The organism is Sphingobacterium sp. UBA5639 (genome assembly GCF_002421245.1).
Lineage (GTDB): Bacteria > Bacteroidota > Bacteroidia > Sphingobacteriales > Sphingobacteriaceae > Sphingobacterium > Sphingobacterium multivorum.
In genome coordinates this window covers 68,511-89,209 of sequence record NZ_DIJR01000032.1, presented here as the reverse complement: position 1 = coordinate 89,209, position 20,699 = coordinate 68,511, and the positions used below count along the sequence as shown (strand labels likewise).

The window sequence follows — 20,699 nt, the reverse complement described above, 5'->3', positions numbered from 1 at the left end:
TTTGCTGTGATTTGCAAGTTTAATTCTCCAGCTTCGCAAGAAAAATAAACTTCTCCAACACAATACCCTATTCGCATTTGTTCAACCATCAAAAAGACAGGCTCCAAGTGCCGGAGAAAACATTTTATTTTTTTTTACGTTTAGTTTTAAGATAAGCCCGAATGTATGCATCAACTTTTACGTTATAACGATTTCTTCCGATACGCTTTTTTAGGAATACTTTTAATTTCAATCCCTACACTCCTTGCAGCTCAAAATGATGTGAAAGCAGACTCTGTTGCACAGTACAAACAGCAGCGTGACTCTGCCTTGGCTAGTCAATACGATATATCGGATCTCATCGGAAGAATAATACATCCCAAACGAAAAAAGGAACATGCAAGTAAACGTTCTCCCATCACCTTAATGCCCAACATTGCCTACAACCCAACCATTGGTGGCCAGATTGGAATCAAGGCTGTCGCCGGGAAAGTACTAGGTGATCCCAAAACAACCACCATGTCGATCGCAGCGACATCCGCCTCGATCACCACGAAAAATATTATGGTCTTCTATATCAGCCACAATGTATTTACTCCGAACAATAAACTAAATTTTCAGGGTGCTTTTGCACTTGTCAAAATGGTGGCTTTAGACGCAGGGCTGGGCATGACTCCCCATGGAAAATGGAACAATGCCGATGAAGAGATTCTTGCCAACCCCGACCATAAGAAATACGGCGCAAAATATAATGCATTTACATTTAATGAAAAAGTCTATAAACGCATCGCCGACGGGCTATTTGTTGGGGCCGGACTGGCGTTTGACTTACGACGGAAAATAACCAGCAGCGGCCCGAATGGCAACGTTACGCCCAACACCATCTACACCGAAAAACATGGCTTCGAGCCCGACAGTTACAATTCCAACGGCCTATTGCTCAATATGCAATATATGACCAGAGACAATCCCAACAGGCCTTACAAGGGTATATATTCAGATATCGGTGTGCGATGGAACACAACGCTGCTGGGTAGCAGCAAAAGTGCAGTACAGCTTACCACCGACTTTCGCAAATACTTTAGTCTATCCCAGTCCGACCCAGCTCATGTACTCGCCTTCTGGTATTGGGGTTCCTATAAACTTGGTGGTACTCTGCCCTATTTTGATCTTCCAGGAACAGGAAGGGACGTAGCCGTCAGAAGCGGCCGCGGTTATACCATCGGTTATTTCAAAGGAATTTCTTTCGGTTATGCCGAAACAGAATACCGCTTCCCAATTTTAAAGAATCGCTTTTTGAGCGGAGCTGCTTTTTTTAACCTACAGACTGCCAGCGACGAACTGGGCACCAAACTTTTTGAAAGGTGGCAACCTGGGGGTGGTGCCGGGTTGCGAGTTCTCTTTAACAAAGCAACACGCACAAATCTATGTCTGGACTATGCCTTTGGAAAATATGGTTCCCGTGGTTTCTTTTTGGGGCTGAATGAAGCTTTCTAATTCCAGGCTGCGGCAGCTTTCTTTGCCATAAAATAACTAAATTAGCCGATGTTATTGCTCTTTCGCTGCATGAAGAGTGACTGCATAAGCATTGACGATACTTCATCATGAATTTAAAAACCTTTTTTCTATACATTCCATTATGTTTAGGTCTCGTTTCCTGTCATCAGGCAAAGACGCCAACACCAACATCAACGAAAAGTGAAGACCAAAAGAAAGAACAAGTAGCCCTTCCTGCCTCCGCGTCGCTCCCATCGGATACGTCGAGCTACGATAGCCCGCGTTTTGAAGGCAGGGTAAAAGAACAAGCGCAGCAGTTAATGGAAATGAATGATGCCGGCCTCTTCGATAAACTTCATCAGAAGTTAACGACAACACTACCGGCGGACCAGAAGGATTATTTTCTTAGGCATCCTACCTTAGCTGTTTTAGCGATCACCAAAGGGAATATCTTTGAAAATGGTGCCGATGACCTTGGGTATATTGTGTACAATAAAGATAATCATCGCATCGAAATCATCCTATTGGATCGTAAGAACAATACATTCAACACACTGTATAAAGAATTAAAAGTTGTCAATACCCTTCAAAATTTGGATTGTTCATCCAGCTTTGGATCGCTCGATTATCTTGTTGCTTCCGAACTGATTTACCAAGAGGATTATATTCGCCTAAACAATTCAAATTACCTGATTGACGACAACTCCTTTGAGGTGACCGATATTTCTACGAACAAAAACTTCGATTTGCAGCAGGGCTGTCTGAACAAAAACATCGCAAAAGATGCCATGGCCAACAGTCTTTGTGTACCGACCAGCTCCGTATACGCGAATTTTCAATGCTTAAAATACAATAAGAAAAAGCAGATTTTTGAAATTTATTTCAGTCAGGAATTTGCAGACTAAGCCGAACTAACCCGAACAATGAAAAGATATTACCTACTTGCTACCCTTGGTTTATGTAGCAAATTATATGCGCAAGAAGTGGATACTACAACTAATCGGCTAGAGCAAGTCGAAGTTAAAGCCTACTTCAATAAACAACCGCTCTTGCGATTGACTTCTTCTGCAGCTGTGTTAAGCAACCAAGCTATCCAATCCCAACAGTCGCCCTCTTTTGTTTCGGCAATGAACAGGGTACCGGGTTTACGGATGGAAGAACGTTCTCCTGGAAGTTACCGGCTTGCACTCCGCGGGAGTATGATCCGTTCACCTTTTGGTGTTCGCAATGTTAAAATCTATCTGGACGACTTTCCGCTTACTGACGCCGGCGGGAACACCTATCTTAACTTGCTCGATCCCTATGCAATCGAGCAAATCAATATCTTGAAAGGTCCGGACGGATCGATCTACGGGGCCAATTCAGGCGGTATACTCTCCTTATATAGTAAAGGATTTGATCAATCTGCAAAACCTGAAGTCAATCTCCAATTAACGGGAGGCTCCTATGGTCTTTTCCAGGAGCAGCTCAATGCAATATTACCCGTCAGCAAGACGCAACAACTTGCCGTCAATCAGAGTTGGACGAGAAGTGACGGTTATCGCCAAAATTCAGCCTTAAACAAAAAGAATATCCAGCTCAATTACAATTGGCAATATGCAAAAACATCCGAATTAAAATTCACGGGGCTCTATTCGGATCTCGGTTACCAAACTCCGGGAGGGCTCACCGCAGCACAAATGGAAAGCGACCGCAGGCAAGCCCGGCCAAAGGGCGGACCAAACCCTGGTGCTGCTGAACAAAAAGCAGCAATCTACGATAAGACATTCTTTGGTGGACTGAGCAACCAGACGCATCTCAGTTCTAAGATGACCTTATTCGCGAGTGTATTTGGTTCATCCAATCAGATCAAAAATCCCTTCATCACCAATTACGAGAAAAGAGATGAAAAGAACATAGGAACGCGCCTGTATTTATCGTATGCCGATCTGTTGAGCAGAGATTTAAAATATGAAGTACAACTGGGCTTGGAAGCGCAAAAGGGATGGTATGCTATTGACAATTATGACAACGCCCAAGGTGTCGCTACCGATCCTCAGGCCAAGGACAAATTGGAAAACAGTCAGCAATCATTTTTTGCACGCACCCAACTGGAATGGCTAGAGCGTCTCCAGGTAGAGCTGTCGCTCGGATTAAATGAGAATAAAATTGGCTACCAGCAACGTTATCCTGTCGCACAAGAAAACAAAGAAAATATTGATTTCGGGAGTACATGGATGCCACGAGCAGCACTATCCTATTTGATCACTCCAATGCTTGCACTTAGAGCATCGATTTCTAAAGGTTTCTCTGCACCAACTGTTGCTGAAGTCCGCTCGTCAGACAATACAATTAATACGATGCTGAAACCAGAAACAGGTACAAACCATGAATTTGGGCTTCGTTGGCATTTGTGGAATCGCCGGATTATTTTAGATGCAGCGGCCTACACGTATCAAATGAACAATGCCATCATCCGACAGGTACGGGATAATGGTGCTGAATATTTTCAAAATGCGGGTAAAATAAACCAAAAGGGATTGGAAGCCTCGCTATTCATGTATTTGATTAGGCCTCAAACAACCGGTATGGTCCGTAGCCTACAGCTGACCAGCAATTTTTCCTTCAATGACTACAGTTTCAAAACCTATCAGGTAGGCGACAAAAACTATAAGAACAATAAACTCCCTGCAGTTCCTAAAACAGTATGGGTAAATTCGTTGAATATACTTTTCCCGAATGAATTCCAACTGGATCTTCTTTCCAATTTAACAGCAGCCATACCACTGGATGATGCAAACACTGTTTATGCCAAACGGTATCATCTTTTGCAAGCCAAATTATCTTGGAGCAAATCTGTCTGTTCACGGCATAAAATCAGGCTTTTTGTTGGGGCCGACAATCTGCTCAATGAAAAATATAGTCTTGGAAACGATATCAATGCTTTTGGAGGACGGTATTTTAATCCTGCCCCTTTACGTAATTATTATGGCGGAATGAGTTTTAATTTTTAACCAAGCATCATGGAATTCCATCAGTATACATTGACCGATATCGATTTCACCAAGGTGAGCCGTTATTCTTATTTTCCTTGGATGGACCTGACACTGGCCCATTTTCAGGTCAATGCGATGGAAATGGAGGTCAATCAGGCAACTTTTCGGGTACTGGAGAATTATACCGATTTTGAAGTGATGATCATCCATACGTTGCCCACAACAGCCGTCTTTTGCAATTGTCCACAAACAGGATTCTGCCGTCATCAAAAGGCGGCTTTAGGTAAACTATTTACACAGGAGAATTGGCTGGCATTTTTTGATCACAACCGCTATCAGCATCTCCTCAAGAAGGTTGCGGCACAATATGGACTGGAAAAGGAATCGTCTTTAGAAAACTATTTTTCAGCCCAGATCAAAGCAGGGAAGCTTGAGTTTCTATTAAAAGACAAACAGCTAACCTCCATTGATGACTTTGATCTAGTGGAGGAATCTCTTATCCCAAAAAAGGTCAAGACGACGGCCGAACAGCAGCATTATTTTGTGGTGTTAACGCGCAACCGGTACTACAAAAATCTACAAATACTCCTGTGTCAAGCTCCAATGACGAAATCCGGCCTACCTAAAAATCCGATTTCCGCCAGTGAGAGCCAGTCCCGTATCTGGCAAAGCAGCTCGATTGAGGAAATGCAATTTTACACCGCTGTTTACCAATTTTCTCAAGCTGTACAACAGGATATCGAAATCAGCTCCAGTCTGAAGGCGGTTGCAAAAAATCCGTTACACCTCGATTTTTATCTGCATGACTATGAAAAATCCGACAATATAACAGCCTCCACCTTATCGCCGGTTCAATTTAACCTAAACAAAGGTGAAATTAAGCTCTTCATTACAAAAAAAGGTGCGTTTTATACCATTCAAGGAGAAATTCATATTCATACGATAGCCTACAATTTACAGGATTTAGTCGTTCTTTTGGACCATTTCATTCTCATCAAAAATCAGCTTTTTCTGATTGAAAATAGATTTCACCTCAAGTTGATCCGTTTGTTTGGCAACAAAGGTGAGCAATTGTTGATCCATCAGCGTAAGTTCGAAGAATTCAACAGGTTGTTTTTGGAACAGATAGCACATTCCGTGGAGTTAAATTTTAAAGATATTCCCAAAGCAAGCAAGCCACAGTTGAAGGAAAATCTGTATTATCAGGACATGCAGCCATTTTTGTTTCTGGAAGAATCGGAAGATTTTGTCAACCTTATTCCTGTCATGCGTTATGGTGAGGTCGAAATTCCTATTTTAAGTAAGCGGAATATATTTGGTACAGACAGCAAGGGTACACAATTTTTGGTCGATCGGAAACGTGAAGCTGAAACAAAAGTTATTTCCCTGTTACTGAAGCAGCATCCCTATTTTCAGGAGCAAATGGATGAAGGAAGCTTTCAGCATTTTTATTTGCATCGCAAATACTTTCTGGACAGTAACTGGTTTCTGGATGCTTTTGAGGAGTGGCAACATCAGGGTATACAGATCATCGGATTTAATACGTTACGTGGAAATAAATTAAGCCGTTTTAAGGGAAAAATACATGTGGAGGTCCTCAGTGGACAAAATTGGTTCAACGCCAATATACAGGTCAAATTTGGCCCCAAAAGTGTCTCCCTAAAAAAACTTGAAAAGGCAGTACGGAACCGCTCGCAATTCATCACCTTGGATGACGGCACCCAGGGCATTTTACCGCAACAGTGGCTCGATAAATTTGAAGCCTATTTTAATGCAGCAGAATCGATAGCTGATGATTTCATTGAAATTCCAAAATACAAATTCAATGAAATCGATCAACTATTTGATCAGGCGGAGCTAGACCCCATCGTGTTGGCGGAGCTCAGCACGTTGAGAAAGCAGCTCGCTAATTTTTCTTCGCTATCCGAGGTCCAGCTACCTCCAACTTTTGTCGGAAACTTACGCCCTTATCAGCAACAAGGACTACAATGGCTGCATTTCTTGGATGGGCTTAACTTTGGCGGCTGTCTTGCCGATGACATGGGACTTGGCAAAACGATCCAAATATTAGCCTTTCTGGCTACTCAAAAAGCAAAGGGACAATCTGCACCAACATTACTTGTACTTCCCACGACCTTAATTTTTAATTGGCGGCATGAAATCCAGCAATTCCTTCCATCTTTCCAGACGTTGGTTTTAGATGGTCCAAATAGAATGGAAAAAGGGATGCAGTTTGAACAATATGACCTTGTTTTAATTTCTTATCACAACCTGCTGACGGATATCAATATGCTGAAAAAAATAACCTTCAATTATGTCATATTGGACGAATCGCAGCAAATCAAAAACCCGGATTCCCAGCGATACAAAACGGTAAATTTATTAAAATCAAGAAATCGCATTATTTTAACAGGAACTCCTATCGAGAATAATACGATGGATCTTTATGCCCAGCTTTCCTTTATTGTGCCGGGGCTACTAGGAAGCAAAAAATATTTCAAAGATGTCTATACGACTCCTATTGATGCTTTCCATGACCGCAAGAGAAAAAAAATGCTGAAAGAGAAAATAAAGCCTTTCATTCTCCGTAGAACAAAACAGGATGTATTACGTGATCTTCCTGCAAAAAATGAACTGATCCTTTACTGTGAGATGAAAACCGCCCAACGGCGAATTTATGATCTTTATGAAAAAGAGTTTCGGGATTTTATCTCAGCCAAAGATGGCGATGAAATCAAGAAAAGCCCCATGCATGTCCTAAAAGGTCTAACAAAATTGCGTCAGATATGTAATTCAAGCAAACTTCTCCAAAACGAAGATCTGACTACCGCTGCGGACTCTGCCAAAATCGAAATGCTTATCGAGCAGATTCAGCATAAAAAAGACCAGCACAAAATGATCGTGTTTTCACAGTTTGTCAGTATGCTCAACCTGATTAAAGAGGCTTTGGATAAACAGGGGATTCGCGCGTTGATGCTCACGGGCCAGTCCAAAAATCGAGGTAAATTGGTTAGTGACTTTCAATCCGACAAGGATATCCCCGTTTTTCTGGTTAGTCTAAAAGCCGGTGGTACCGGACTTAATCTTACCGCAGCCGATGTAGTGTACCTGGTAGACCCCTGGTGGAATCCTGCTGTTGAACAACAGGCGATCGACAGGATCTATCGCATGGGGCAACAAAAGACGGTTACCGCTGTTCGATTAATCAGCCCTAACACGGTCGAAGATAAAATTCAGACCTTACAGCAAAATAAAAAGGAAATTAGCAACAGTATTCTGGATGAGGGCGGAAGTTTAGATGCCTTTTATCTCGACAAAAGCTATTTAATGAATTTGCTACGCTAAACTATTGAAATCAAAAAAGGGGACATCGATCGATGTCCCCTTTTTTGATATAATTCGTTTTCAGCTGCTCTTTATTTTTTGTCAGAAATGTACGTTTTGTTACCATTTCCGTTGATATAATATTTGCCACCTTTTGGACCGAGATATATTGTATGGCCGTTGTATTTTTCACTTGTTGCTTTATCAGTTGTTGCTACGGCATCCTTTTTAACAGCAGTGGCTTGTTTTTCAGCTTTAGCACTTTCTTTTTTCACGGCTTTTTCCTTCGCTTCCATTGGTGCTGCTGGCGCTGTTTTTGTATCAGCCATCTTTTTCGTCTGCGTTGACTTTTCCTTGACCGCAACTTCCTTCTTCGCTGTAGCTTTCACCGGCGCTGCCTTCGTTTTCGTTTCGGTCTCGTTGGCTTTAGTCTTTACTTCTTTTGCTTTTTGTTCAGACTTTTTGGCTTCTTTTTCCATTTTTTTAGGAGCCGTTTGTGCATAGGATTGTCCCAATCCGACTGCAGCGATCAAAGCTAATGCAGCTGTGATTTTTTTGAAACGATTTATTGCTTTCATAACCCAATTGTTATTTAAATAATTGTAAATAAAAGCACAATACAAATGCCATATTTCGATTTAATTACCTGAAAAAATATTTTTTACAAATTTTTAACTTAGCCAAGGAATTATTCGACAACTTGTTTTCTAAATTTCGAATCAATTATATATTTTATCCCCTTTGCATCTATAAATACGGGCTTTCCATGGTAGTGCTCATTGCTCCTTCGATCAATGGCAACACGATACCGGGTGGGTGAACTAGTGGAGCTGTAGGTTATATTTCCAACCGATTCTCCAGGGCTCACGATTACTTCCGAACCTTCATATACGCGCTCACTCACCCTGCCCGTAAAACGCTGTTTTCCCGTTGACGTTTTTATTTTCTCCTGTTGCTCGGGCTCCTTATCAATCGGCGCGTCCAAGGTCATCACATCGACCTGTGGGCTTAAAGGGAAGAATGGATCTACCCACTGATATACAAAATGATAATCGGTTTCCAAGTTATTAAAAGCGTGCATTTGCTGCGCCCTTACAACACTTATCCCACCTCCTAAAATCAGCAGTGGCAGTAGGCAACGTCTAAAGAAGATTAATTCAACTCTTAACATATCTTTTTTTCCTTTCGTTTAGGTGCTCCCAAATAAAATGCCATCTCTCTCTAAAGCATCCATCTTTAACACATTTTTAACTAAAGCAATTTAGTTTGATATTTAACTATTTTATATTTAACTTTGTACTATGAAAAACGAATCCATGAATCCAGTAAAACCCTTAGTGGATAGTATCATTGCTTTGCGAACGAGCTTAAAACAATACTATATCCAGAAAATAAAGGAACAGCAATTGGATATCACCTATGAAATGTTGCAAGTATTGGCAGCACTGTGGAAAAAGGAGCAAATGAATCAGCAAGATATAGCCACAGCAATACAGAAGAACAAAGCAAGTGTCACTCCGCTGATCGATAATCTTTGTAAACGGGATCTGGTTAGACGCGTCAGCGATCCCAATGACAGGCGAAATAATTTAATCGAATTAACGGTAAAGGGAAACGAATATAGGACATTATTAGACCCTGTCCAACAAGACCTCTACCGTGTGATCCTGCAGGAGATATCAGAAAAAAAAGTATTGGAAATTACAGAAACTCTCGAAAAATTGACCGCAATTATTGATAAGCAATAGTATCGGGAGCCTTGATTTTCAGAAAAAAAGAAGATAAATAATTGAGTCATGAGCAATTCAACATTAAGTGAGAAAGAAATAAAACGAAGGCGGAAGATATGGATCATCAACATCCTATCTGCAGTCGTCATTGTGTTTACCATTATCTGGGGTATCTTAGTGTTTTTCCACATCAACGAATCTGTTTATACAGATGATGCCCAGGTAGATGCCCATATTACCCCTATAAATTCGCGTATCAGCGGTTATATCAAAGCAATTCGATTTGATGAGCATCAAAAAGTTCACAAAGGCGATACACTCGTCATTATTGATGATGCGGAGTACAGAATTTTATTACAAAATGCACAAGCCACTCTTGCCGATGCCAAAGCAAGTAAAACTATATCGCAATCTGGAATTGCCATTGCCAGCAATAGTACTGCGATAGCAAATGCCAATATCGATGAGATGAGAGCCCGGCTAGATAATATGGAATTGAATTATAGGCGTTACGAGAGTCTGGTGAAAGATGAAGCAGTAGCGCAATATCAATTCGATCAGGTAAAAGCAGATTATGAGGCCATGTTAGCCAAATATAAGGCACTTTTGGCGCAAGAGCGTGTATCGAAACTTAACACACATGAGTCTGAACAGAAGCTGTCGGTCAATGATGCCTCATTACTAAAGGCCGAATCTGCGATTGATCTAGCCAAGTTAAACCTTTCGTATACGGTTATCACGGCACCGTACGACGGTGTATTGGGACGGCGGACGATTGAAGAGGGTCAATTGGTGCAAAACGGTACGCCATTGGTCAATATTGTACGTGATGAGCAGAAATGGATTACCGCAAATTATACCGAAAGTCAACTAAAAAATATTGCCCTCGGGGCAAAAGTCAACATTGAAATTGATGCATTGGCCGGGAAGACATTTGAAGGTGAAGTAGCCGCCATATCCGAAGCAACAGGATCTAAGTATTCTGCTGTTCCGGTTGACAATTCTACGGGAAACTTTGTTAAGGTACAACAGCGCATTCCGGTTAGAATTAATTTTACAGCATCCAATACCCCAAAAGATCTCGCCATGCTTCGCGTAGGTATGAATGCTATCATACGTATTAAATAATCATGAAAGATCGTATATTCAGAGATTGGTTGAGTTCAGGTTGGGAATTGTTCTTTCTGTTTGTACTCAATATTTTATTTTCGTTCAATAATGGAATCCCAACATCCATTAACACGTATGTCATGAATGGATACGCCGGTATCACTGCAGATCTGAGTATGGCTACATATTGTTATTATGCAGGAATGGTATGTGCCATACCACTGGTATTTAGGTTGTTGAAATTATTTTCCAAAAAGACGATATTAATTGTATCTATCTTCATTATCCTCGCTTCCAATGCGGTTTTGGAACATGCTAATAATGGTGTTAACATCTGTATGGCCACATTTTTTATCGGGAGTGCCAAGATTATTGTCACGATGGCTATCATTGGGGAAATGATCCCTTTTCTCATGCCACGTGGAGAACGGTATCAATTATATGCAGTCTACTACCCCATGACAATGATCATTCCTGCCTTGGCAAGTTATGTATCTGTTCTATTTGCAACACGTTTCTATTGGGAAACTGTCTTTTTATTTCAAAATATACTACTTGCAGTAGCGTTGTTAATCTGCATCATCTTTATGAAATCGTCAGATTTTAAAAAGGTACCGCTGTATCAATATGACTGGTTTGGAAGTATTTTACTTTGTATTTCATTATTGAATTTTGCCTATTTCAGCACATATGGTCTGACACAAAATTGGTTTCATTCCAGGTTTATTTTGGTCACCGGAATCGCATCGCTCTGTTTTTTTATACTTTTTATAAATAGAAGTGTACTAATCCGAAAATCACTCTTAAATTTTGAAGCCTTTTCAACACGGATTCTGCCTATCTCCATTGGAACAATTTTTATTTTCGGCATTTTTTATAGCTCGACCTCGCTGTACTCCTCCCTTTTGGGAATTACGCTTGGTACAAACCCCTTGGAAGTCGCCGAAATAAATACCTATGTAATTCCTGGTTATATGATCGGCGCAGTAATCGTTTATATATATTTCAAAATAACAAAGAAATGCAAGTTCATTTTGGCATTCTCCGCAGCGTGTTATGCCCTATCTTGCTTTTTCTTTGCAAGGATTATTGACCAACATACAAACTCGGCTTTGTTCTATCTCCCTTTGACATTAAGAGGAATGGGCGTGATCACTTCCTACATTGGAATAGGCGTATATATGGCCGGCAATATTCCCAGTAAATATTACCTCTCTGGCTTAGTATTTTTGATTCTTACACGTTCATTTTTGGTGCCTGTAGTCTGGTCAAACATCATTGCCAATTGGTATTACCACCTACAGATCCTTAATGCCAATAATCTTGCTGGTATAATCGATCGAACAAATAGCTTGGTGCTACAAAGAGGAAATATAATGAAATCGGTCCAAGTCCAAGCCTCGCTACTATCCATACGCGACGCCTACTCCGGGCTATTTATTATCGGGGTAATCCTAACGTTATTCATCTTAATCTTCCCTTTTCATTCTTCGCCTATACGAAGAGTTTTCGACTGGAAGAGAAAAAATGCAACGAAAGAAGCTTTGCAAATTCCTATTTCTTAGTTAACTGTTATAAATTTCAGTAATATACTTGAATACGATACGCTCAGCGATTGCGTACTTATCGAAAAGTGTACGGAGATCGTCATAGAGCGTTTTGTTTTCAGCCTGCTCTTTTGGAAAATAGGATGATGAACGTACTCTTCCCAAGAACGACCGAAGATCCAATATCTGTTGGTTTGGCAAGGTTATTTTGATCATTGGACGTGGTGAAAAAAATTGTTTGAGATCATCGTCACTGATATTTTTGTGACTGACAGATTGATAGCTTGGTATATGGCTGAGCAGAAAATCTTCGTATTCCTGTTGAAAAGCGTCGTCCGGATCACGCTGGTTCCAAACCAACACAATATGTCCATTTTCGGTGAGGATGCGGGCGAACTCCCTTTTACATGCATCCCGATCAAACCAATGAAACGATTGACCCGCAAAAATAAGATCGACACAGCCAGACTCAATGGATGTACTTTCGCCGGTGGCATTCAGCGCGATTAAATTCCGATAGGTTTTAAAATGATGCAATAAAGATTCACGCATTTTCCGATTGGGTTCAACAGCAAAAACGTCATTTCCATTTTCGAGAAAAAGTTGCGTAGATAGCCCAGTGCCACTACCAATATCGGCAACCAACCATTTTTTATCCAGCCCTATCTGTTCTTTAAGTACTTGAATAATCTCTTTTGGATAACAAGGTCTAAATTTCTGGTAATCGACAACCCGGTCTGTGAATCTATCAATACTGTTTTTGTTCATACTAAGAATTACTGTAACTAGTCGATTATACCTTCGTCTTTAAAACTATAATAGCCGTTATCGGTAAAGATTAAATGATCGGCAACTCTAATATCCATAATTTTAGAGGCTTCAACAATTTTTTGCGTCAGAATTTTGTCAGCATTGCTGGGATACAAGGTGCCCGATGGGTGGTTATGAACTAAAATAATGGCATGTGCTTTAAGGCTGAGTGCGGAGCGTAAAATTATCCGGACATCGACCGGCGTAAAATCATTACCACCACGGCCGATGAGCTGTTTGTCCAATATTTTATACCCCGTATTCAAATACAGAGTCCAAAACTCTTCATGAGGCAGATCCTGCAGGATGGGTTTCATCAAGTTGTAAACGAAGCGGCTGCTATTTACCAGCTTTCGTTCTTCTGCAGGCAGGTCGTTTTTGCGGCGGGCGAGCTCCAATGCCGCAATAATGGCGATGGCTTTTGCTTCACCTATCCCTTTATATAGGCTCAGTTCCGAGACCTCCATCATCGAAAGGGTGTGCAGGTTATTTTTGACATCAGCCAATATGCGTCGACATAATTCGACAGCACTTTCATTTTTGGAACCAGAGCCGATCAGGATAGCCAATAATTCGGCATCTGTAAGCGCCCTACGCCCCTGGCTCAATAGCTTCTCTCTCGGGCGGTCGGCCTCTGCCCACTCCCGAATGACTAGTTTGTACGGATTTGACATCTAAAGTTAATTATAATTGGCTAGCGTACATAAATATACAAAAAATAGCTAATTAATATCCTGAGAAATACACAATCTATCAATTAAAAAAAATTGGCAATCGCGATTTACTTCACATTTCACTCTGAAACGTTATCTTTGTATTTCATAAAAATTTTTGAATATGAGTAAAGCGATTATTAAAACAGAAAAAGGCGACATGACTGTGGAGTTCTACACAGCTGATGCTCCAAATACAGTAGCCAATTTTATCAAACTTGCTAAATCAGGATATTATGATGGATTAGCGTTTCACCGTGTGATCCCTGATTTCGTTATCCAAGGTGGATGTCCAAATTCACGTGAAGGTGCTGCTGGAATCCCTGGAACAGGTGGACCTGGTTATAAAATTGACTGTGAACTAACAGGCGAAAACCAATACCACGATAGAGGTGTATTGTCTATGGCTCATGCAGGTCGTAATACAGGTGGTTCGCAATTTTTCATCTGTCATAGCCGTAACAACACTGCGCACTTAGATCGTAACCATACTTGTTTTGGAAAAGTAATCGAAAACGTAGACATCGTTGACGATATCAGACAAGGTGACCGTATTTTATCAATTGAAGTTATCGAAGATTAATTCTTGGAGATTTAAATAATATTAAAATGAATTTAAGAGCATTAGTATCCGTAACTGGTAAACCAGGATTGTTCAAATTGGTTGGACAAAATAAAGGTGGTTTTATTCTAGAAACCCTTGATCAAGCAAAAATTAAAACTGTAGTAAGTTTATCTTCTACAAAAATGGCGACTTTGGAAGATATCACAATCTATGGTGAAGAAGAAGAAATTCGTCTATTGAATATTTTTGAAACAATCAAAGAGAAAGGCATCGCTCTACCAGATACAAAATCTGATGGCGCTACTTTAAGAAATTTCTTCCGTGAAGTAGCTCCTGGCCATGATGAATCACGTGTTTATTCTTCGGATATTAAAAAGGTTATCACATGGTATAACATTATCAAGGAATTCCCTTTATTTGAAGAAGAAGCACCAGCTCCTTTAATGTAAACTTTTACATATAGCCCAAATAAAAAAGGAGTTGATCAAATGATCAACTCCTTTTTTATGGTGTTTTCTTTTCAATGATGTTTCCTTGATGTGTTGTTTCCTAATGAAACACTACATAAAGTACATTTTTTTCGATGTTCTTTTGATCCTTGGCCCCATCAAGCTTAACATGTGCTTTTGTTACCTCAAATTCTTTGGGTTCAAATTTCTTTTCGACAACGGCAGTGGTCGTAAAGCGCAAAAGGGAATTTTCATCCGCATTGAGATAGGCATCAATTTCAAGTATGCCTTCGTTTTCGTCAAACACATAAGGATGCAACACATTGATTCCTTTCGGAATACGTGGACTTTTCCAGACAACAAATTTAGGGAGCGTCTTATCGCTTGCATCAATTTTATTGTAAATAGCCTGCTGACAGGTAATTCCGGCAATTACTTTTGTTTTTCCGGTCTTATCGATCATATACTCTTTGGGATTTATGCGTATCTGCACTTTCGCCAATCCATTAAGTCTCCCTTCAGGATAGTTCAGCCCTACATGGATAGCCTCATTTTCGCTATTTGCTAGAAAAACCTCGCCTAAGCCTTTGTTATAATTCACATAATTTTCCAGGCGGTAAGTCAGGCCTTCAGCATTCGATTTTGCTTGCTGTTGATCAAATTTAATTTCCATCTTGCGTAAAGGAACAAGCATCAGCTCCATGCGCTGCAGGGGATTTTCAATATCAAAGCTATCTTTCTTTATCTGTTCCGCCTGAGGTAGTGCGGATATCGCTTTCCACAATGCAGCAGGTGAACTATCATTGGTCAGATTCATCAACTTGATCAGTTCAGCAAAAGGCATATTAGGAAAAGTAACTTTTTGTACGATTACCGCAGCATTGATCCGTTTAGAAGAGCGGATATCCGTTGTTGTATTTGATTCTTCATGTAGCTTAACCTCTTTAGGTGTAGAGGATTGACAATTGTGAAAAAGAAGCACTATGCCTAATAATGGGAAAACTAAGGCGTACTTTTTTAGATATTTTTTCATATCTATAGCTGTTTAAATGTAGTATAGACAAATTTACCTTATTTGACGCAGATATCACAAAAAAAGCCCCAGAATTTATATCCGGAGCTTCTTTTATCTTACACTAGCACATAGGCTATTCGCTTTAATTAATGACCTTTTGGTTCGGCATCGATACGTTTAATATCTGCTCCTAATTTACGCAAGCGTTCTTCGATATCTTGATAGCCACGTTCAATCTGTTCGATATTGTGGATCACAGATTTTCCTTTAGCAGATAGGGCTGCAATCAATAAAGAAACCCCGGCACGAATATCTGGCGAAGTCATCTCAATACCTCTCAGATGATGTGATTTATTCAGTCCAATAACGGTTGCGCGGTGCGGATCGCACAAGATAATCTGAGCCCCCATATCGATCAATTTGTCCACGAAGAACAAACGGCTCTCGAACATTTTTTGGTGGATCAATACGTTTCCTTTTGCCTGAGTCGCCACAACAAGTACGATACTTAATAAATCGGGCGTAAAACCTGGCCAAGGTGCATCTGAAATCGTCAGGATAGATCCATCGATAAATGTATCGATTTCATACGATTCTTGCGCTGGAATAAAAATATCATCACCGCGTAATTCAAACTTGATGCCTAAGCGCGAAAATACAGATGGAATAACACCCAGTTCTTCAAAACAGACATCTTTAATGGTGATTTCTGAACCTGTCATTGCTGCAAGGCCGATGAAAGAACCTATTTCAATCATATCAGGCAACATGCGGTGTGAAGTTCCCCCCAGACGCTCTACGCCTTCGATGGTCAACAAATTAGATCCAATACCGGATATTTTAGCCCCCATGCGATTCAACATCTTACATAGTTGTTGTAAATAAGGCTCACAAGCAGCGTTGTATATCGTTGTTGTCCCTTTTGCCAATACAGCAGCCATCACGATATTTGCCGTACCCGTTACAGAAGCTTCGTCCAAAAGGATATAACTTCCTTTTAACTCCGTTGCATCAACGTTAAAAAAATGGGTAGTCGCATCGTACACAAACTTAGCACCCAATTTTTCAAAACCCAAAAAGTGGGTATCTAATCGTCTACGTCCGATTTTATCACCCCCCGGTTTCGGAATAGCGGCTTTTCCGAATCGAGCCAACAAAGGACCGACAATCATGATAGAGCCACGCAACCCACCGCCTTTTTCTTTAAATTCGGGTGACTGGAAATAGTCTATATTTATATCTTTAGCTTCAAAAACGTATGTGTCCTTATCTATGCGATCAATTTTAACACCTAAAGCAGCCAATAGATCGATCAACTTATTGACATCCTTAATATCTGGGATATTACTGATGGTCATAGGTTCTTCTGTCAGTAAAACTGCAGAAAGGATCTGTAAGGCCTCATTTTTTGCTCCTTGAGGAATAATCTCTCCCTTTAACGGTTTTCCACCGATTATTTCAAATGCGTTCATTTATATATAAGTGATATCTTCTTAGTGTCATACCCCTGTTCTTGTATTTGTCTCGGGATATTTAGCCTTCCGCCCAACATACCGGGATCGGAGACCAAAGAACCTTGTTTTTTTATAAAACAGCGCGATTCTTAAAAAAAGAAGGCAATTGTAAAGAAATCTGTTAATCACTTCGCAATTGCCTGCTTCTTTAAACAAAATCTTTAAGAACTAGCCTCGTTTATTATTATAATTACCCTGCGGCTTTCTGTTTCTGTTATTGTTGTTATTGTTGTCCCTACCGTAGCTGTTGTTATTGTTGTCTCGACTATAGCTGTTGTTATTGCTTCCGTAGTTATTGCGCTTCGTATTATTGTTGTTGTTACTTGTCATACGAGGCTTGCCTCCACCTTTCGACTGGTGACCGGAATTATTATTATTGTTATTGTTATTATTTCCGCCTGAGTTACTGTTAGCCGGACCTTTAACGCGATTTCCCGGAGGCGGAGTTTTAAAGTCAAGTTTGGTCAATACGGTACCTTCTGGTAAGGTCAATTGATAACCTGACAACTCTTTGAGATCCTGGATGATCAACTCGTCTGAAACAGAATCCTTATTCCAGGTCAGGTAAGCCATTTTCATAAAATTAGCGATACCGATGACCATCTGCTCTCTTTTGGCTTCGTCATTGGCCAATAACGCCTTTTCAATCATTTTCTCTACGGTAAAACCATAGTGCTTGAATCTAATGGAATGCTGCGGATAGCCTAAATGCTCAACTTCGTGTTTCACACTTTTCGCTGTGGCAATTGGATAAGGCGAGTCGATATCCAATTTAAAATCAGAGATAATCTGTAGGTGATCCCACAGTTTATGTTTAAAATCAGACACGTCTCTCAAATGTGGGTTCAATACCCCCATCATATCGATTACAATCTGCGCATGTTTATTTCTTTCTTCCTTTGTGGGTAAAGTACAGATGTAATCTACCATATTTTGCACATTGCGACCATATTCTGCAAGGATCAATTTTGGTCTAGTGCTGTTGTAGTCAAAGTTCATATAGCTAATATAAGTACCTAATTAAACGATTAAGATATCGTTTTGGTATTTTATTATTGAATTATTCTAAGTTTTGCAAATTTAAGCAACAATTGTTTCTGTCCCAATTCCTTAAAGAAAATAGTTGCTTTTATATCTCCTTTGTTTCCTTCGAGATTAACAACTTTGCCAAATCCAAAGCGTTCATGTTCAACTTCCATGCCGACCTGAAGATTTGATGTATCTGAAGGAGCAAAACCCGCAGTAGGTTTGTGGGCTTTCGGCAGTATCGATGTCGTTTTAACCATGGGCTTAGGCTTAGGTTTAGAAAACGTATCATCACTGTCCTTTTGCTGCCATGCAATTCGTTCGCCTTGAAAACTTCCGGCTGAGGCAGAAGTTTGTCGTGGTTTAAAATCCAATGCAAGACATGCCGGATTCAATTCATCCAAGAAGCGACTGGGTTCGCAGTTATTCAGCGTTCCCCAACGATATCGCGAAGTAGCATACGAAAGTAGTAATTTTTTTTCAGCTCTCGTAACGGCAACATAAAAAAGTCTTCGTTCCTCTTCCAGTTCCGACCTGGAATTCAACGACAACTGGGAAGGAAATAGGTTTTCTTCTAAGCCTACAATAAAAACAATCGGAAATTCCAAGCCTTTGGAAGAGTGGATGGTCATCAATGATACAGTATCCGCATTTGGATCTTTATCATTATCGTCGTTTGTCAACAGGGCAATATCCTGCATATAGACATCAAGTCCACGTTCTTCGATATCTTCCCGTTCCGAAAATTCCTTGATACCATTGAGGAGTTCCTGGATATTTTCGTAACGCGCCAGCCCCTCTACCGATTTGTCTTCGTACAATTCTTTCAGAATACCGCAGTGCTGCGCAATATGCATTGCGGTATCAAATGCGTTATTGTTTTTGGCCAGGGCCTGAAAACTCTGAATCATCTGTGCAAAACCACCGACAGACGTTGCGCTACGCCCATCTAGAAACTGGGCTGCATTTGCAACAACATCCCATATACGATACTGATTCTGATCTGCAGCGATCATGATCTTTTCTATCGTCGTATCCCCTATCCCTCTACGCGGGTAATTGATCACACGCTTGAGTGCTTCCTCATCATTCGGGTTGAAGGTAAGTCTGAAATACGCGATCAGATCTTTAATTTCTTTCCGTTGATAAAAAGACGTACCACCATAGATTTTATAAGGGATATTGATTTTGCGTAAGGCCTCCTCCATAGCCCTGGATTGGGCATTGGTACGATACAGAATAGCAAAATCCTTATAATTAAGCCCTTTTAACGATTTCTCTTCAATGATCTGGTCGGCGACGATCTTACCTTCCTCATTGTCAGAGAAAGCACGTGAAACCTTGATCTTTTCGCCTTCTTCATTATCCGAGAAAACATTTTTCTCCAATTGATTCTGATTATTGGCAATCACCGAATTGGCCGCATTCACGATCATCTTCGTAGATCGATAATTCTGCTCCAGTTTAAAGATCTTCACATCCGGATAATCTTTTTGGAAATTCAGGATATTCTGAATATTTGCGCCACGAAATGCATAGATTGATTGTGCATCATCCCCAACCACACAGATATTTTCGTTGACTGCTGCCAGGCGTTTGACAATAAGGTATTGCGAGAAGTTGGTATCCTGGTACTCATCGACCATCAAGTAACGAAATTGATGCTGGTATTTATGCAGTACCTCTGGATGTTTATTTAACAATACATTCGTTTTAAACAACAGATCATCAAAATCCATTGCCCCAGCACGGTAACAGCGCTGTGCATAGGTCATATAAATCTGTCCCAGTTGACCACGACCATTGGAAATATCCTCGGCCAATATGGCTTCATTCTTATTATATTCCTGCGGTGAGATCAGGTTATTTTTTGCCTGTGAGATACGTCCGTACACATGATTGACATTATACAGCTTATCATCGAGATTCATTTCCTTTAAAATGGCACGCAACAAACTTTTGGTATCATCCGTATCGTAGATGGTAAAGTTTCTGGGATAACCGATCAATTCAGCTTCTACACGGAGTATTTTTGCAAACACCGAGTGGAATGTTCCCATCCAAATATTTTTCGCTTCGCTCCCAACAACAGAAACGATACGCGCGCGCATCTCTTTGGCCGCTTTGTTGGTAAATGTTAATACCAAGATATTGAATGGATCAACACCTTTTCGAATCAAGTGTGCGACACGATAGGTAATGACCCGTGTTTTTCCTGAACCAGCTCCCGCAACAATCATCACAGGACCTTCTGTTTGCTCTACGGCTCCTCGTTGTGAAGGGTTTAAACCCGCTAAATAATCCAAATTAACTCCTTAAATTTTAAAACCTGAGAATAGGGTATAAAAGTACAAATTTCCTGTTGATCACTCAGGCTATTTTGCTAATATTTTTACACAAAAAAAACCGATAATCAAGATTATCGGTTTTTATATGCTCCAAGCA

The 20,699-nt window shown here is 40.4% G+C and carries 17 protein-coding genes; 9 read left to right on the top strand and 8 right to left on the bottom strand.

Annotated elements, in window-relative coordinates; all coding sequences use genetic code 11:
* Positions 1-165 precede the first annotated feature (165 nt).
* From B4Z90_RS21075 to B4Z90_RS21060, 4 genes are all read left to right on the top strand, one after another.
* Entirely contained in the window at positions 166-1,476 is a 1,311-nt protein-coding gene (locus B4Z90_RS21075) for a BamA/TamA family outer membrane protein (protein ID WP_070565961.1), read from the top strand.
* Positions 1,477-1,583: 107 nt separating this feature from the next.
* Positions 1,584-2,381 (top strand): hypothetical protein, encoded by a 798-nt coding sequence (locus B4Z90_RS21070; RefSeq protein ID WP_070565962.1) that lies wholly within the window; start codon positions 1,584-1,586, stop codon positions 2,379-2,381.
* Positions 2,382-2,399: 18 nt separating this feature from the next.
* A complete protein-coding gene (locus B4Z90_RS21065; protein ID WP_070565966.1) occupies positions 2,400-4,469 on the top strand; it encodes a TonB-dependent receptor in 2,070 nt (689 codons plus the stop codon).
* Positions 4,470-4,478: 9 nt separating this feature from the next.
* Complete coding sequence (locus B4Z90_RS21060; RefSeq protein ID WP_070565968.1) at positions 4,479-7,796, top strand: DEAD/DEAH box helicase; 3,318 nt, start codon at positions 4,479-4,481, stop codon at positions 7,794-7,796.
* 71 nt (positions 7,797-7,867) lie between these two features.
* On the opposite strand, the gene B4Z90_RS21055 is transcribed toward B4Z90_RS21060, so the two are convergent.
* Together B4Z90_RS21055 and B4Z90_RS21050 are read right to left on the bottom strand one after the other, a co-directional pair.
* A complete protein-coding gene (locus B4Z90_RS21055) occupies positions 7,868-8,353 on the bottom strand; it encodes a hypothetical protein (RefSeq protein ID WP_070565970.1) in 486 nt (161 codons plus the stop codon).
* Between the two features lie 110 nt (positions 8,354-8,463).
* On the bottom strand, positions 8,464-8,946 hold the full coding sequence (locus tag B4Z90_RS21050; protein ID WP_139144989.1) for a hypothetical protein: 483 nt from the start codon (positions 8,944-8,946) through the stop codon (positions 8,464-8,466).
* A 130-nt stretch (positions 8,947-9,076) separates the two neighbouring features.
* Here B4Z90_RS21050 and B4Z90_RS21045 point away from each other — a divergent pair, with 130 nt between their 5' ends.
* Genes B4Z90_RS21045 through B4Z90_RS21035 form a run of 3 tightly spaced genes read left to right on the top strand, consistent with a single transcriptional unit; the run spans position 9,077 to position 12,180 of the window.
* Complete coding sequence (locus B4Z90_RS21045) at positions 9,077-9,523, top strand: MarR family winged helix-turn-helix transcriptional regulator (protein WP_083295940.1); 447 nt, start codon at positions 9,077-9,079, stop codon at positions 9,521-9,523.
* Positions 9,524-9,571: 48 nt separating this feature from the next.
* Positions 9,572-10,633, top strand: coding sequence for an HlyD family secretion protein (locus B4Z90_RS21040; protein ID WP_083295941.1), 1,062 nt, complete (start codon positions 9,572-9,574; stop codon positions 10,631-10,633).
* Between the two features lie 2 nt (positions 10,634-10,635).
* Positions 10,636-12,180, top strand: coding sequence for an MFS transporter (locus B4Z90_RS21035; RefSeq protein WP_070565975.1), 1,545 nt, complete (start codon positions 10,636-10,638; stop codon positions 12,178-12,180).
* Here the strand turns inward: B4Z90_RS21035 and B4Z90_RS21030 are convergent, their stop codons facing one another.
* Positions 12,181-12,930 (bottom strand): class I SAM-dependent methyltransferase, encoded by a 750-nt coding sequence (locus tag B4Z90_RS21030; RefSeq protein WP_070565977.1) that lies wholly within the window; start codon positions 12,928-12,930, stop codon positions 12,181-12,183.
* A 17-nt stretch (positions 12,931-12,947) separates the two neighbouring features.
* Positions 12,948-13,646 carry a RadC family protein gene (radC, locus tag B4Z90_RS21025; protein WP_070565979.1) on the bottom strand — a complete coding sequence of 233 codons (699 nt, stop codon included), beginning with the start codon at positions 13,644-13,646 and terminating at the stop codon, positions 12,948-12,950.
* 163 nt (positions 13,647-13,809) lie between these two features.
* Between radC and B4Z90_RS21020 the strand changes: the two genes are divergently transcribed.
* Complete coding sequence (locus tag B4Z90_RS21020) at positions 13,810-14,268, top strand: peptidylprolyl isomerase (RefSeq protein WP_046671802.1); 459 nt, start codon at positions 13,810-13,812, stop codon at positions 14,266-14,268.
* A 26-nt stretch (positions 14,269-14,294) separates the two neighbouring features.
* On the top strand, positions 14,295-14,699 hold the full coding sequence (locus tag B4Z90_RS21015; RefSeq protein ID WP_070565981.1) for a DUF5606 domain-containing protein: 405 nt from the start codon (positions 14,295-14,297) through the stop codon (positions 14,697-14,699).
* Between the two features lie 100 nt (positions 14,700-14,799).
* On the opposite strand, the gene B4Z90_RS21010 is transcribed toward B4Z90_RS21015, so the two are convergent.
* From B4Z90_RS21010 to B4Z90_RS20995, 4 genes are all read right to left on the bottom strand, one after another.
* Positions 14,800-15,732 carry a hypothetical protein gene (locus B4Z90_RS21010; RefSeq protein WP_070565983.1) on the bottom strand — a complete coding sequence of 311 codons (933 nt, stop codon included), beginning with the start codon at positions 15,730-15,732 and terminating at the stop codon, positions 14,800-14,802.
* 128 nt (positions 15,733-15,860) lie between these two features.
* Complete coding sequence (gene murA / locus B4Z90_RS21005; protein WP_070565984.1) at positions 15,861-17,186, bottom strand: UDP-N-acetylglucosamine 1-carboxyvinyltransferase; 1,326 nt, start codon at positions 17,184-17,186, stop codon at positions 15,861-15,863.
* Between the two features lie 210 nt (positions 17,187-17,396).
* Positions 17,397-18,227: a DUF4290 domain-containing protein gene (locus B4Z90_RS21000; RefSeq protein ID WP_070565986.1), complete on the bottom strand. Its 831-nt coding sequence runs from the start codon at positions 18,225-18,227 to the stop codon at positions 17,397-17,399.
* 53 nt (positions 18,228-18,280) lie between these two features.
* A complete protein-coding gene (locus B4Z90_RS20995; protein ID WP_070565989.1) occupies positions 18,281-20,560 on the bottom strand; it encodes an ATP-dependent helicase in 2,280 nt (759 codons plus the stop codon).
* Positions 20,561-20,699 lie beyond the last annotated feature (139 nt).

What these genes read in the sequence shown, in the direction of transcription:
- B4Z90_RS21035 (WP_070565975.1), top strand. Translation starts at nt 10,636, where the DNA reads ATGAAAGATCGTATATTCAGAGATTGGTTGAGTTCAGGTTGGGAATTG.
- B4Z90_RS21065 (WP_070565966.1), top strand. Translation starts at nt 2,400, where the DNA reads ATGAAAAGATATTACCTACTTGCTACCCTTGGTTTATGTAGCAAATTA.
- B4Z90_RS21045 (WP_083295940.1), top strand. Translation starts at nt 9,077, where the DNA reads ATGAAAAACGAATCCATGAATCCAGTAAAACCCTTAGTGGATAGTATC.
- murA (WP_070565984.1), bottom strand. Translation starts at nt 17,186, where the DNA reads ATGAACGCATTTGAAATAATCGGTGGAAAACCGTTAAAGGGAGAGATT.
- B4Z90_RS21020 (WP_046671802.1), top strand. Translation starts at nt 13,810, where the DNA reads ATGAGTAAAGCGATTATTAAAACAGAAAAAGGCGACATGACTGTGGAG.
- B4Z90_RS21015 (WP_070565981.1), top strand. Translation starts at nt 14,295, where the DNA reads ATGAATTTAAGAGCATTAGTATCCGTAACTGGTAAACCAGGATTGTTC.
- B4Z90_RS21010 (WP_070565983.1), bottom strand. Translation starts at nt 15,732, where the DNA reads ATGAAAAAATATCTAAAAAAGTACGCCTTAGTTTTCCCATTATTAGGC.
- B4Z90_RS21075 (WP_070565961.1), top strand. Translation starts at nt 166, where the DNA reads ATGCATCAACTTTTACGTTATAACGATTTCTTCCGATACGCTTTTTTA.
- B4Z90_RS21000 (WP_070565986.1), bottom strand. Translation starts at nt 18,227, where the DNA reads ATGAACTTTGACTACAACAGCACTAGACCAAAATTGATCCTTGCAGAA.
- B4Z90_RS21055 (WP_070565970.1), bottom strand. Translation starts at nt 8,353, where the DNA reads ATGAAAGCAATAAATCGTTTCAAAAAAATCACAGCTGCATTAGCTTTG.
- B4Z90_RS21040 (WP_083295941.1), top strand. Translation starts at nt 9,572, where the DNA reads ATGAGCAATTCAACATTAAGTGAGAAAGAAATAAAACGAAGGCGGAAG.
- radC (WP_070565979.1), bottom strand. Translation starts at nt 13,646, where the DNA reads ATGTCAAATCCGTACAAACTAGTCATTCGGGAGTGGGCAGAGGCCGAC.
- B4Z90_RS21060 (WP_070565968.1), top strand. Translation starts at nt 4,479, where the DNA reads ATGGAATTCCATCAGTATACATTGACCGATATCGATTTCACCAAGGTG.
- B4Z90_RS21050 (WP_139144989.1), bottom strand. Translation starts at nt 8,946, where the DNA reads ATGTTAAGAGTTGAATTAATCTTCTTTAGACGTTGCCTACTGCCACTG.
- B4Z90_RS21030 (WP_070565977.1), bottom strand. Translation starts at nt 12,930, where the DNA reads ATGAACAAAAACAGTATTGATAGATTCACAGACCGGGTTGTCGATTAC.
- B4Z90_RS21070 (WP_070565962.1), top strand. Translation starts at nt 1,584, where the DNA reads ATGAATTTAAAAACCTTTTTTCTATACATTCCATTATGTTTAGGTCTC.